Annotated in this window: 12 protein-coding genes; 7 read left to right on the top strand and 5 right to left on the bottom strand. The window is 42.6% G+C overall.

From position 1 onward, the window contains the following. Positions 1-258 precede the first annotated feature (258 nt). Positions 259-723, top strand: a complete 465-nt coding sequence (locus P2W71_RS09885) for a GNAT family N-acetyltransferase (protein WP_276370305.1) — start codon at positions 259-261, stop codon at positions 721-723. A 47-nt stretch (positions 724-770) separates the two neighbouring features. Here P2W71_RS09885 and P2W71_RS09880 read toward each other — a convergent pair whose 3' ends face one another. From P2W71_RS09880 to P2W71_RS09860, 5 genes are all read right to left on the bottom strand, one after another. Then, positions 771-1,877, bottom strand: a complete 1,107-nt coding sequence (locus P2W71_RS09880; protein ID WP_276370302.1) for a hypothetical protein — start codon at positions 1,875-1,877, stop codon at positions 771-773. A 92-nt stretch (positions 1,878-1,969) separates the two neighbouring features. After that, positions 1,970-2,395: a VOC family protein gene (locus P2W71_RS09875; protein ID WP_276370300.1), complete on the bottom strand. Its 426-nt coding sequence runs from the start codon at positions 2,393-2,395 to the stop codon at positions 1,970-1,972. Positions 2,396-2,475: 80 nt separating this feature from the next. Next, positions 2,476-3,249 (bottom strand): helix-turn-helix domain-containing protein, encoded by a 774-nt coding sequence (locus P2W71_RS09870; RefSeq protein WP_276370298.1) that lies wholly within the window; start codon positions 3,247-3,249, stop codon positions 2,476-2,478. A 383-nt stretch (positions 3,250-3,632) separates the two neighbouring features. Beyond that, on the bottom strand, positions 3,633-4,823 hold the full coding sequence (locus P2W71_RS09865) for a class I SAM-dependent RNA methyltransferase (RefSeq protein ID WP_276370296.1): 1,191 nt from the start codon (positions 4,821-4,823) through the stop codon (positions 3,633-3,635). 19 nt (positions 4,824-4,842) lie between these two features. Beyond that, positions 4,843-5,550: a biotin--[acetyl-CoA-carboxylase] ligase gene (locus P2W71_RS09860; protein WP_276370292.1), complete on the bottom strand. Its 708-nt coding sequence runs from the start codon at positions 5,548-5,550 to the stop codon at positions 4,843-4,845. A 99-nt stretch (positions 5,551-5,649) separates the two neighbouring features. On the opposite strand from P2W71_RS09860, the gene rsfS reads away from it, so the two are divergent. The 6 genes from rsfS (at position 5,650) to P2W71_RS09830 (ending at position 12,605) form a co-directional block, all read left to right on the top strand. Then, on the top strand, positions 5,650-6,030 hold the full coding sequence (rsfS, locus tag P2W71_RS09855; protein WP_276370289.1) for a ribosome silencing factor: 381 nt from the start codon (positions 5,650-5,652) through the stop codon (positions 6,028-6,030). Between the two features lie 55 nt (positions 6,031-6,085). Continuing rightward, complete coding sequence (ftsH, locus tag P2W71_RS09850) at positions 6,086-8,146, top strand: ATP-dependent zinc metalloprotease FtsH (protein ID WP_276370287.1); 2,061 nt, start codon at positions 6,086-6,088, stop codon at positions 8,144-8,146. Between the two features lie 60 nt (positions 8,147-8,206). Continuing rightward, positions 8,207-8,977, top strand: coding sequence for a UDP-2,3-diacylglucosamine diphosphatase (locus P2W71_RS09845; protein WP_276370284.1), 771 nt, complete (start codon positions 8,207-8,209; stop codon positions 8,975-8,977). Continuing rightward, positions 8,974-9,759, top strand: coding sequence for a hypothetical protein (locus P2W71_RS09840; RefSeq protein ID WP_276370282.1), 786 nt, complete (start codon positions 8,974-8,976; stop codon positions 9,757-9,759). The genes P2W71_RS09845 and P2W71_RS09840 overlap by 4 nt, the downstream gene beginning before the upstream one ends. Before the next feature lie 163 nt (positions 9,760-9,922). Continuing rightward, entirely contained in the window at positions 9,923-11,266 is a 1,344-nt protein-coding gene (locus P2W71_RS09835; protein WP_276371726.1) for a sigma-54 dependent transcriptional regulator, read from the top strand. Continuing rightward, positions 11,256-12,605 (top strand): ATP-binding protein, encoded by a 1,350-nt coding sequence (locus P2W71_RS09830; RefSeq protein WP_276370279.1) that lies wholly within the window; start codon positions 11,256-11,258, stop codon positions 12,603-12,605. The genes P2W71_RS09835 and P2W71_RS09830 overlap by 11 nt, the downstream gene beginning before the upstream one ends. Positions 12,606-12,689 lie beyond the last annotated feature (84 nt).

Genomic DNA, 12,689 nt, shown 5'->3' with positions numbered 1-12,689 from the left:
ACAACCTAAGGCTTAGCTGGCCGTAAGCTTCACCTTAGATTCATCTATCGTACAGTGATCCTACATTCATGATACATTCATTGTACAGTGGACCATAAAATTTGCAGGGAAGGAAGATCTGTAAAAATGCTTGCAGAGAGCAGTAGGAAAGATACGAATTAATAACAGCCGTGTAGCCGTGAGCAATACAAAATATTTACGTTACCACATCGAATAAAATCTTATTGATATCTTGGTGTCATTTATTTTTAACGCTGTATGATAAACGACATTCAGATTCGAAGCGCGACGATGAAAGATCTTTCAACGCTACTGGACTTTGAACAAGGGATTATTTTTGCGGAAAGACCATTTGATGAAACATTGGTGTCAGAAAAATTCCACTATTATGATTTGGCCTCGCGTATACAAGACCCTGACGCGGAGGTGGTCGTAGCGGAAATCAATGGTAAAGTTATTGGAGGAGGCAGTGCGATTATAAAAGAAGGTAATCCCTACAATACATTTGCACACTATGCTTTTCTCGGATTTATGTTCGTCGATCCTGCGTACCGCGGAAAAGGCATTAATAAACTTGTTATAGATAAACTGGTTGAGTGGTCGGATAAAAAAGGACTCAAAGAGATCAGGCTGCAAGTTTACAGTGATAATCTTCCTGCTATCAAAGCATACGAAAAAGTCGGGTTCAAAAAGATACTGACTGAAATGCGCCTTACACGATAATGCATGTGTTGAGCCTATAAAGAATGATTTCCTACCATGCGTAAATTCTATTTTGCTTTCATCCATCCGGTGTAAACCCGCTTCATCGTCTCAATCTTTTGATCGTCTTCTGCAACGGAGTTACTGGTGAACATCATCACACCGGTTGCCTGGGCACTGGCCCCATATCGTAACACTTTTTCAAATTCAGCTGCAGCGATAATTTCAGGATCATTATATGACTGAACGATAGGCCACACTTTTGGGAACGTGCCTTCCTTAATCTTCAGCCTGTTACTAAACCATTCTATATTTTTTTTCACCCACTCAGGACTTCTCCTCATTCGTCCATGATACACCATAGGAGAAAACACATCGACAATTGCTTTCAATGAATCGTAATCGAGTCCCAGGTTTTTACGTCGTGCTCCATTGAATTCATCATCATCCCAAGGGCAATGGTAAACCCCCAACAGTGCCCCGGGCCGCTCTTCATTCACTATCTTTTTGAAATCACGCACCCATCCTGCAATTACCGAACATCGCCAATCTCGCCACTTGTTCTCATGATTATTGAGTATCCACGCCGCTTTTTCCCGGGTGCTTCCATCCGGTACTTTGATCTGTGTCGTCGATTGAAAATCGTTAATGCAATGAGAGCAAAAACAAGTCTCAGGCAGAATAGGCTCGGGATCTTCAAACTGTGCGTGCCAATGCAGGTAGTCCATCCACACGCCATCGAGATCATATTTTCTTAAGAGCGTTTTCAGCTGATCCCTTCTGTGCTTTTTAAATCCAGGCTCCGTCGGACAAACACCCATAAACCAGGTGGCGGCTTCGACTTTGTTTCCGTTTTTATCGATAGCCCACGCCTCCGGATGATCCACCACATATTGCTTTCCATTTAAGGTTGCAAACTCAGCAAACACTTTGAGACCTTCCGCCCTCGCCCGTTTCATGATACTTTCATTAATAGACGCATCATGCATAAAGATCGCGTTTACACCAAGCTCGTTAAGTCGGAGGTTTTTTTTCCAAAAAGGCTCGGGGCTTCCATAAATCCCCCGGACTTCAATTTTTTTTGCATCTATGAGACCGACGCGCCCTTTGTTACTGATAACAAAAGCGGTAAAAAGCATTGCTGTGGCAGACAGAACAATAAAGGTGATGCGCATGGTCACAATTTACCACTCAAGATAGCCAAACGAAACATAAAAGGTTCGAAGGGGTCTGAATCGTCGAACCTTTTATTTTGGAATTTGCCACATCAGGCATTTTCCAATTCCCTGATATCAAATTTTTTCATCTTCATATACGCCTGCATCACGTTTTGTGCCTTGTCAGGATTGCTTAAGAGTTTGGGCAATACAGTTGGTACGATTTGCCACGACACCCCGAATTTATCCTTAAGCCAGCCGCAAGTTCCTTCACTGCCTCCATCTGCAGTGAGCTTGCTCCAATAGTTGTCAATTTCTTCCTGCGTGTCGCAGTCCACTACAAAGGACACGGCTTCGTTAAATTTGAAGTGAGGTCCCCCATTTAATCCCATAAATTTTTTACCGTTCAGTTCAAATGTTACCACCATCTGATTGTCGGCTGTAATTTTCGAGTTTTTAAAGATGCTGCAATAAAACTTAGCTGCTGCTTGCGCTTGACCATCAAACCACAGGCATGGATAAATCTGATTTGTCATAATATTATCGGTTTAAAATCTATTGCAAATCAAAGGCTGACACGATCGCGATGATAGAATGAAACCGACAATTTAATAGGCTAGTCAGGTGTTCCGAAATTCAGGTATTCTTTCGGAGTGATATTTGTAAACTCTTTGAAGGCCCTGTTGAAATGGCTTTGATCAGCATAGCCATTTTTGAATGCCACGTCCGATAATGTTGTGAACCGCCTTGTATTGATTTGCTGAAATGCCGAATTGAATTGCGTGATGCGCCGATAAAGGTTTGGCGAAATTCCGATTTTATTTTCGAACAATCGCTGAAACGTTCGCTCCGTAACACACAACTCATTTTGCGCTTTTACCAGGCTATCCTTTGAAGGATTGTTTACAATGAGCGACGTAGCAAATTGCAGTAATCGCGTTTCGCACTTCACTCTTAACATCAGGCTGAAGATATAGTTATCCAGCAGCGCGAGCATTTCCTTCGTGCCTGCTGCATTTAGCAACTGTTCCTTTAATTCGTTCGCCTTTGCTGGATGGAGCAAATTTAAATCGATAGGATAATCAGTGATTTCTTTAGCGGAAATTCCAAACAAGGAGTGCAGGGAAAAGGGTTTAAGGAAATAAGCGATGAGTGTAAAATCGTTGTTGATTAGTAACGACTCGGGAAATACCGTCTGTCCAAATAAAGTCAGATAGTTGGTAGCGTTATTATTCAGTGTCGCCTTCGTAGATAAGAATAACAGCGTGGGGGTTCCGTTGGCGAAGAGCGGGAGCACAAACGGAGTTGTAATGCTAAAATTTTCAATAACCAAAATCCTCTCCACGTAGTCGGAAACCTGCACGTCGGGTACTGGTGTGATGACTTTCATTAAATTGTTTTTATCAAATTTCAGTTTGGGATCGGGTAAGCGCCATACCCCAAAAAAACTCATTCCTTGTTGCCAACTAATTTAAGGAAACAGATTCCGCTTGGCAAAATCAAATTATGACTTGTCTCACTTCTTTACTTTTTGCGTTGATGATTCGCACAAAGATTGGCCATCGAGGGATCGTCTGAATAAAAAATCATCTATAGCAACATCCTCAAATGATTTGAGACAGCATGCCATGAACGGCGCGCTTGGGCAGTTTTTCGTACCGGATAACTGAAGGCACGGCAGCGATGCATTTAACGGCTATGCCATCCGTTACCCCGGGATGCCGCGCTATGACTCGAGGCTGTTGATAGTGACGAAACCATTAGAAAATGTAATCAAGGATTTTGCTTTTCTGATTTCGGCTCCCGGCGTGTTCCCGAATACATTTCATATTCAAGCAACCGGCAATCTAGTTTGGCGGTATAAAATTCAACCCGCCTGCTGGCTTTTAATCCGATCTTCTTTGCGAGCTCCAAGTTTGCGGTGAAAACATATCCCATGTAGCCCTGGCATTTCTTTTTCAAAAAATCTCCCACTCTGGCGTAGGTTGTTTCGAGTGCCGAAATCTCACCCATTCTTTCTCCATATTCCGGGTTGAAGTAAATAACCCCCGGTTCGTCGGGCATTTCAGTTTGCTCAAAATCGCAAACCTGAAAACGAATAAGGTGTTCAACCCCTGCGATACCTGCATTCACCTTCGAAATCGAAATTGCATCTTCGCGGTTATCCGAAGCCACAATAACGAGACCGGGAACTTCCTTGACTTGATCTTTCAATCGCGCCAGTTCCATGTTGTGAACGGATTCATCATAACCTAAGAAATGCATGTATGAATAATTATTGCGAAGTAATCCAGGTCTGCGATTCGTTGCCATTAAGGCAGCTTCAATGGCAAGCGTTCCCGAACCGCACATCGGATTTACAAAAGGAGACTTTCGATCCCATTTTGTAGCTAACAATGTACCGGTAGCCAACGCTTCCAACATGGGAGCCTTGCCTGGAATTTTCCGGTATCCATGTTTTGATAAGGTCTCCCCGGATGTATCGACGAAGACCTCTGCCCTATCATCCTTCCAAAACAGATATACCACCGCACCGCTCAAATCCGAACCGGAATTTGGCCGTTGTGACGTCTTGTTACGGATGCGGTCAACAATGGCATCTTTCACCTTCACGTTTAGAAACATGGTATTATTGATCGTCGGGTGATCAACATTGCAGGTGACGGAGAAATAGCCATCTTTCGCAAGAATATTTTCCCATGCGTAATCGGATAATGTCCGGTACAGCTCATCAGGGTTTTTCGCAGGAAATTCCAACAAAGAATAGTGTACCTGGCTTGCACACCGCAGGTTCAGGTTCAGCCGGATGCAATCATTGACCGTTCCAAATAATTCGACACCCGTGGCAAAAACACTTTCAAGTTCAAAACCTAGTTCTTTCACCTCTTGTTCCAAAAAAGGCGACAGACGTTTACTACAAGTAATAATGATTCTGCTTCTGGAAGTGTATATATCTTGATTCATCCCGCAATGTTAGTCAGCTTTAATTCACAAATGAAATCTCCTTAATCCCAAAGATTTTTTCTTGTCCGGCAGTGCTTATGCGTAGCCTGCCGTATTCATCCACGCCAATAATTTTACCTTCAAATTGATTGTGATCGGCGCTAAAGGTGTGTATCTCGTTAATTCGATATAAATGCCTCAAATAGTCAGCTTTTAAAATGTGCGCATGACCTTGTCGAAGCTGAACATAACGCGCTTCGAGGTTGGATAACAAACCTTCCAGCACTTCCTGAAGATCATAAGTCCTGTTTGTTACCGAGGCTAAAGAAGTTGCCGACCCCCAAGAAAATTCACGTTGATTGACATTAAAACCAATCCCCACGACAACATTGGTAAACCGGTCGCCCATGAGTTGATTTTCGATAAGTATTCCACAAATTTTGAACTCATTTACCAAAATATCGTTAGGCCATTTAATGTGTATTGGAGCCTTGCACGTTTCGGATAAGTAATCATGAACGGCCAGCGAAGTAATTACGTTTAATAAGAACTGATCTTTCACCAAAAGAAAAACGGGTTTTAATATTACGGAGAATGTTAAGTTCATTCCGGGCCGTGATTCCCAGGTATTTCCCCGCTGACCTCTTCCTGAAGTTTGCTGATTTGTGATCACTAAGGTACCCTCCGGGGTATTGGGTTGTTGGCAGAGTTCCAGAGCCTTTGTGTTGGTAGAATGACATTCCGGCATAAAAACCAGATTTTTACCAAGGAAAAGGGTACTGGCAGGGATTTTATACAAAGTAAATTTGATTAGTTTTGTAGGTTAAAAAAAAACGAAGATAGATTAATGGCGAAAAAAAGGAAGGGTGCAGATTCAGAAACCCTCAGTGATGTCATCGTAAAAGGCATGCAGGAGAAGAAAGCATCGGACATTGTAGTAATGGATCTTAGAAAAATCAAGAATGCAGTGGCTGACTTCTTTGTTATCTGTTCAGGAAACTCAGACAAGCAATTAGACGCTATTTCAGATTCCATAGATGCTGAGGTTTATAAAAAGTTTCAGGAAAATCCCTGGCATACCGAAGGAAAGAACAATAAAGAATGGATGTTACTCGACTATATCAATGTGGTAGCGCATGTCTTTAAAAAGGATCGAAGGAGCTATTATGCATTGGAAAGACTGTGGGGAGATGCCGATATTACGGAAATTGATACTGATAAAAACTAAAAATACAGCCCCGCGTTATTTATTTTTGATATTTTAAATCATTTGGAACATAGAAATGGCAGACAACAAAAAAGATAATAATAAACCATTATTGCCTACCAAACCGCCCAGAGGTAACTATCAGATTTGGGTTATTCTGGCAACGGTCGCCGTCATTATAGGCGTGATGTACTTTAGCAACACCAATAATCTGAAGGACGTGGATTACGACACCTTCAAACAAATGGTTAACAATGGTGATGTAAAGAAGGTAGTACTGGTTCAAAACAGGAAATTCGTTGAGATTACGCTCAGACCTGAAGCGCTTCAAAATGCTAAGTATAAGCAAGAGCTGAACATCAGTGAAGGGCCGTTGGGTGGCAGCGCCTCAGGCCCCCATTTTTCCATGAAAGTCGTGGATGTCGGTAATTTTGATCAGGAGTTCAGAACCATTCGGGATAAGCTGCCTGCAGATAAAATGCCGGAGTATAAACCTGAGGATCGTGAAGATTACTTCAGTGTTTTTGTTCAATGGGGTTTCCTCTTTCTGTTGCTGTTTGGATTTTGGATGCTCATGCGCCGGATGACAGGCGGTGCAGGTCCTGGCGGACAGATATTCAACATCGGAAAGTCAAAGGCAGCCCTTTTTGATGCAGAGAGCAAGGTCAAAATCACTTTTGCTGACGTTGCTGGCCTTGACGAAGCAAAAGAAGAAGTAAAAGAAATTGTAGACTTTTTAAAGACGCCATTGAAGTTTACCAAACTTGGTGGCAAAATTCCAAAGGGAGCGCTTTTAGTGGGCCCTCCGGGAACAGGTAAAACTTTATTAGCTAAGGCTGTAGCTGGCGAAGCAGAGGTACCTTTCTTTTCCTTATCAGGATCGGATTTCGTAGAAATGTTCGTGGGAGTTGGCGCGGCGCGCGTACGCGACCTTTTTAAACAAGCCAAAGAAAAAGCCCCTTGTATTGTATTTATAGATGAAATTGATGCGATTGGTCGTTCACGTGGTCGCGGGCAAGTTCCCGGCGCCAATGATGAACGAGAAAACACATTGAACTCACTGCTGGTAGAAATGGACGGATTCGCGACAGACTCCGGTGTTATCATCCTCGCTGCTACAAACAGGCCCGATGTACTTGACTCTGCTTTATTAAGGCCAGGTCGTTTCGACCGCCAGATAAGCATTGATAAACCAGATATTGTTGGTCGGGAGGCAATTTTTAAAGTTCACCTGAAACCCATTAAGTTAGACCCGACCGTAGATGTCAAAAAACTTTCAGCTCAAACGCCAGGGTTTGCCGGCGCTGAAATAGCTAACGTCTGTAACGAAGCAGCGCTTATCGCTGCAAGACGGGATAAAAAAGCTGTTGACATGCAAGATTTTCAAGACGCGATCGACCGCGTTATTGGAGGACTTGAGAAGAAGAATAAGATCATCTTACCGGAAGAAAAAAAGATCGTTGCTTTTCACGAAGCTGGTCACGCAGTGGCAGGTTGGTTCCTGGAACATGCTGATCCATTGGTAAAAGTGAGTATCGTACCTCGTGGTGTTGCTGCATTAGGATATGCCCAGTATTTACCGAGGGAACAGTTCCTTTACCAGACAGAGCAAATGCTTGATGAAATGTGTATGGCTTTTGGAGGCCGTGCCGCTGAAGAACTTGTCTTCGGAAAAATTTCAACTGGTGCCCTAAGCGACTTAGAGCGCATCACCAAAATGGCATACAGCATCGTTACCATTTATGGTATGAACAAAGAGATTGGAAATATATCTTTCTATGATTCTAAACAATCTGAATACTCTTTCCAAAAGCCTTATTCAGAAGCGATGGCCGAACGCATTGACAGAGAGGTGAAGAAAATTATTGACGATGCTTATCATCGTACAAAGAGTTTGCTGACACAGCATCGCCAGCACCTTGATACGATTGCAAAAGAATTACTTGAGAAAGAAATCTTATTCCAGGCAGATTTGGAACGGTTGATTGGCAAACGTCCTTTCGAAAAATTGACGACCTATCAGCAATTCACCAATGGCCTTGGTAAGTATGAAAAGAAACAACTTGAAAATGAGCAGCCAGGCGTCGATCCGACCCCTACCTTAGAGGGAGAAAAGCCGGCCGAATCTGGCAATTAATTATTTAGTTATAAATCTTACTTTTGAACTCAGGTGCTTACAACACCTGAGTTTTTTTTTATGATCGAACCTATACCAGACCTTCACGGGAAGAAGATTTTTTTTGCTTCGGATTTTCACCTCGGTGTTCCGGATTATAAGTCCAGTCTTGATCGTGAGAAACGTATTGTGAAATGGCTGGATTCGATCAAACATGAAGCGCACACCATTTATTTATTGGGCGATATTTTTGATTTCTGGTTTGAATACAAACACGCGATACCCAAAGGATTTATCAGGCTTCAGGGTAAGTTGGCTGAATTGTCGGATGCGGGAATTCCTATCAAAATGTTTACGGGCAATCATGACATGTGGATGTTCGACTATTTTCCAACAGAGTTAGGGATTCCGATTTTTAGAAAGCCGCAAACGCTGCGGGTAGGTAAACAGACGCTGATGATCGGTCATGGTGATGGCTTAGGACCGGGAGATCACACCTATAAGTTTTTAAAGAAATTTTTCGACAGCAAAATTTGCCAATGGTTATTCGCGCGCATTCATCCCAATCTTGGTATAGGCATTGCATCATATTGGTCTAGAAAAAGCCGGATCAGCAATTTGAAACGAGAAGAAAAATTCGAAGGTGAGCAAGGCGAATTCCTTTGGAATTATTGCAATGAAGTAGAGCGCGAACAGCATTATGATTTTTACATCTTTGGCCACCGGCATTTGCCATTGGATCTTAAGATTGGCGAAAACAGCCGGTATGTGAACCTAGGCGAATGGGTACATTTTAATACGTACGGCGTATATGATGGTACGGAAGTCGTATTAAAAACATTTACTCAATGAGGTACCTAATCATTTTCGTTTTTTTATTTTCGACGTATACAGTAGTCGCGCAAAAGAAAATCACGACACGAAATATCAGCGACGAAATTGAATTTGCGAGTGTCGACAGGGTTGGAGAGTTGTATTTGATTACCAAGAAAGGTCAGATTCAAAAATTCGATGTTAACGGAAAGCTGCTATCGGTTTATAAGAATGAACCGGTGCCAACCTTATTTGAGCCACGCGACGGTAGCCGTTTGTTTGCTTTCTTTAGAACGTCAAGGAAATTCGAATATTGGAATCCTTCCTTTGAAGCTACCAATTCCTTTTTGCTAGATTCTGCTTTCATTATTGACCCTTGGCTGGCATGTTCATCGGGTGATCACAACCTTTGGATTCTGGATGCGGCCGATCAAACGATTAAAAAATATAATCCACGGAAGTCCATCCTTGAAACTGATGTTAAATTTCCCGAAACCATCTCACCTGATTTTTCAAACATTATCTTCATTCGCGAGTACCAGGGTTTCATTTTTTTCCTTGATCGCGAAAAGGGTATCCATATATTTAATGGGATGGGAAAGGTGATCAAGAGCATCGCCGTTCAACGCCTCTCCTATTTCAATTTTGTCGGGGAGGAATTATACTATCCCGTGGATGGCCAGCTTCGTTTTTTAAATCTGTTTACTGGTGAGGAGCGAACAATGAAACTTCCCGGCGAATTTACGATGGCCTTGTTAACCGATGAGCGACTTTTCCTCATTCAAACAAACTCCGTAGATTTTTTCGAATTCAAGCCATAAAACTGTTCAGTTTTGAACATCTTTGTACAACAAAGAACACATTGAACAGATGCATAAGCCAATCAAAGCTTTAAAGCCGGATTTAGCGCTTGGCACAAAATTCCCTAGTTGAATTCCCTAACTTAAATCTAAACAAGTGAATCCTGAAGGCGGTAAAATCCTAATGATCGATGATGACGAAGATGTCCTTCTCGCTGCGAAAATGTTACTCAAAAAACAAAACCATCATGTAATCATTGAGAAAAACCCAAAGAAAATTCCATTCCTTCTCAACAACGATACTTACGATGTTATCCTGTTGGATATGAATTTCAGCAAAGATATCACCAGTGGCAAAGAAGGTTTCTTTTGGCTGGACGAAATCATGAAGCATGATCCGACAGCGGTTGTGATTCTGATCACTGCGTTTGGAGATGTAGAGATGGCCGTGCGGGCCTTGAAACAAGGTGCTACGGATTTTATTCTGAAGCCCTGGCAAAATGAAAAACTAATCGCCACCATCGCTACTGCAATCAAATTGAAGCAGTCTTATAACGAAGTTGACAAGCTGAAAAAGGCGAAAGAAATGCTTGAGGAACAGATCAGCAAGCCTTTTGCAGAAATCATTGGTAAAAGCCAGGCGATACAGGAAGTTTTTACCCTCACGGATAAGGTGGCAAAGACCGACGCAAATGTTTTGATCTTAGGGGAAAATGGAACCGGTAAAGAATTAATTGCGCGGGCCATTCATCAGCGCTCCTTGCGGAAAAATAACAGTTTTGTCTCTGTAGACATGGGCGCCATCACAGAAACGCTTTTTGAAAGCGAATTATTTGGCCATAAAAAAGGTGCATTCACCGATGCGCGAGAAGACCGGCCCGGAAGGTTTGAATTGGCGAATAAGGGAACACTTTTCCTCGACGAAATTGGCAACTTAAGTTTGAGTTTGCAGGGAAAATTACTTAGCGCGTTGCAATCGCGGCAGGTAACGCGGGTGGGCTCAAATCAATCCATGCCGGTAGATATACGGTTGATCTGTGCTACCAATATGCCCCTGCATAAAATGGTTCAGGAAGGTACCTTTCGGCAGGACCTTCTATACCGGATTAACACGGTTGAGATTCAGGTTCCCTCCTTGTACGAACGTATTGAAGATATCCCTTTGCTCGCGCAACACTACCTGAGTTATTACGCAAAAAAATATCATAAATCCGTAAAGCAAATTACGCCCGAGGCAATGGACAGACTAAAACGATATCCATGGCCAGGCAACATTCGTGAATTGCAACATGCCATCGAGCGTGCCGTGATCATGACGGACTCGGACACCTTGCAGGAAAGTGACTTTTTACTGAGCCGGTCGGTGTCGTCAGGGACTGTAAACCATACCCTGAACCTCGATGAAGTTGAACGAAGTGCAATTGCTAAAGCGCTGCAAATGCATAACGGAAATATTTCGAAAGCTGCTGATGAATTAGGTCTCACCCGTGCTTCGCTTTACCGAAGAATGGAAAAGTATGGACTTTAATTGGCGATCTCCCGTAGTACCACGGGTGGCTTTCCTGGCTGCTTCAATTTTTTTATTTGGTTTTTTTACCTTTTCAAAAGGTGACTGGGTGTATGCGCTGATTTTTTTAGGGATCAGCATCTATCAGGTTAAACTCCTGATTGAATATCTCGATCGATCCAATGAAAATATCGCCTCTTTCCTCGACTCCATACAGTTTGATGATTTGTCTTATTCCTTTAAGACAGAAAGCGATGATCCCGCAGTAAGAAGACTCCACCAGGAATTAAACGAGGCAATGCTCAAGCTTCGGAATTCCCGTCGTGAAAAGGACTCTGAATTTCTCTTCTTCAAAAATATTGTAATGCATGTCGGAATTGGTCTGATGGTTTTTAAAGAAGATGGGAATATTGAAATTTTTAACAGTGCAGCACGCAAACTTTTAAAGGTAAATCGTGCTGACAAACTCAGTGACCTTAAAGAAGTAAGTGAGACCCTGGTACAGGTTTTTATAAAGCTTAAAACCGGCGGCCGTGAGTTGGTTCGGTTAAAGATCGGTGAAGAGCTTGTACAACTTTCGGTCTATGCTATCGAGCTTAACCTTCGGGGGGAAAATGTAAAATTGATTTCACTTCAGAATATCCAAAGTGAGCTTGAAGAAAAAGAAATGGAAGCATGGCAAAACCTTGTGCGCGTCTTGACACATGAAATCATGAACTCTGTTACACCCATTTCATCCCTGGCCGGAATTGTCGAGGAGGAATTGAAACCACATGTAAACGATGTCACCGCCCACCCGTTGACCAAGGATCAAATGGCCGACATTCATCTTTCTCTCCAAACCATCAGCAAACGCAGCGAGGGTCTTATCCATTTTGTAAAGGAGTTTCGGAGTCTCACAGCGATACCCAAGCCCCGACCGGTTCAAATCGATGTACAATGTCTTTTCGATGAACTTACCATTTTACATAAACGGGATTTGGCAGATCGTGAAATCCAGTTGATTACCACCGTCTACCCGGAAGATCTAACCATTTCGGCAGACAAAAACATGATCGAGCAAGTGTTGATCAACTTGATTCGAAATGCCATACAGTCTTTTGAGGACCAACAGGAAAAGAAGATAGAGATCAAAGCATACGTCAATGAAAAGTCAAGGCCAGTGATCTCCATTAAAGATAACGGTACAGGAATCGATCCTGAAGCGATGGAAAAAATCTTCATTCCATTTTTCACCACCAAAAAAACCGGTTCAGGAATCGGACTTAGTCTCTCCCGTCAGATTATGCGACAGCACCAAGGAACATTAACAGTAAAGTCGACGGTAGGAAAAGGGACAGAATTTTTCATGCGCTTTTAAGAGATAAAGTATCGGTCCGTTTTCAATCGCTAGTTGAGCACTTGTGGGGCAAAAACGGATTTAATACATTTACCAAACAGTTAA

The organism is Chryseolinea sp. H1M3-3, assembly GCF_029360725.1.
Taxonomy (GTDB): Bacteria; Bacteroidota; Bacteroidia; order Cytophagales; family Cyclobacteriaceae; genus Chryseolinea.
Note: the sequence above shows the minus strand (reverse complement) of the source record. Positions and strands in the feature narration are given on the sequence as shown.

What these genes read in the sequence shown, in the direction of transcription:
- P2W71_RS09885 (WP_276370305.1), top strand. Translation starts at nt 259, where the DNA reads ATGATAAACGACATTCAGATTCGAAGCGCGACGATGAAAGATCTTTCA.
- P2W71_RS09880 (WP_276370302.1), bottom strand. Translation starts at nt 1,877, where the DNA reads ATGCGCATCACCTTTATTGTTCTGTCTGCCACAGCAATGCTTTTTACC.
- P2W71_RS09875 (WP_276370300.1), bottom strand. Translation starts at nt 2,395, where the DNA reads ATGACAAATCAGATTTATCCATGCCTGTGGTTTGATGGTCAAGCGCAA.
- P2W71_RS09870 (WP_276370298.1), bottom strand. Translation starts at nt 3,249, where the DNA reads ATGAAAGTCATCACACCAGTACCCGACGTGCAGGTTTCCGACTACGTG.
- P2W71_RS09865 (WP_276370296.1), bottom strand. Translation starts at nt 4,823, where the DNA reads ATGAATCAAGATATATACACTTCCAGAAGCAGAATCATTATTACTTGT.
- P2W71_RS09860 (WP_276370292.1), bottom strand. Translation starts at nt 5,550, where the DNA reads ATGCCGGAATGTCATTCTACCAACACAAAGGCTCTGGAACTCTGCCAA.
- rsfS (WP_276370289.1), top strand. Translation starts at nt 5,650, where the DNA reads ATGGCGAAAAAAAGGAAGGGTGCAGATTCAGAAACCCTCAGTGATGTC.
- ftsH (WP_276370287.1), top strand. Translation starts at nt 6,086, where the DNA reads ATGGCAGACAACAAAAAAGATAATAATAAACCATTATTGCCTACCAAA.
- P2W71_RS09845 (WP_276370284.1), top strand. Translation starts at nt 8,207, where the DNA reads ATGATCGAACCTATACCAGACCTTCACGGGAAGAAGATTTTTTTTGCT.
- P2W71_RS09840 (WP_276370282.1), top strand. Translation starts at nt 8,974, where the DNA reads ATGAGGTACCTAATCATTTTCGTTTTTTTATTTTCGACGTATACAGTA.
- P2W71_RS09835 (WP_276371726.1), top strand. Translation starts at nt 9,923, where the DNA reads ATGATCGATGATGACGAAGATGTCCTTCTCGCTGCGAAAATGTTACTC.
- P2W71_RS09830 (WP_276370279.1), top strand. Translation starts at nt 11,256, where the DNA reads ATGGACTTTAATTGGCGATCTCCCGTAGTACCACGGGTGGCTTTCCTG.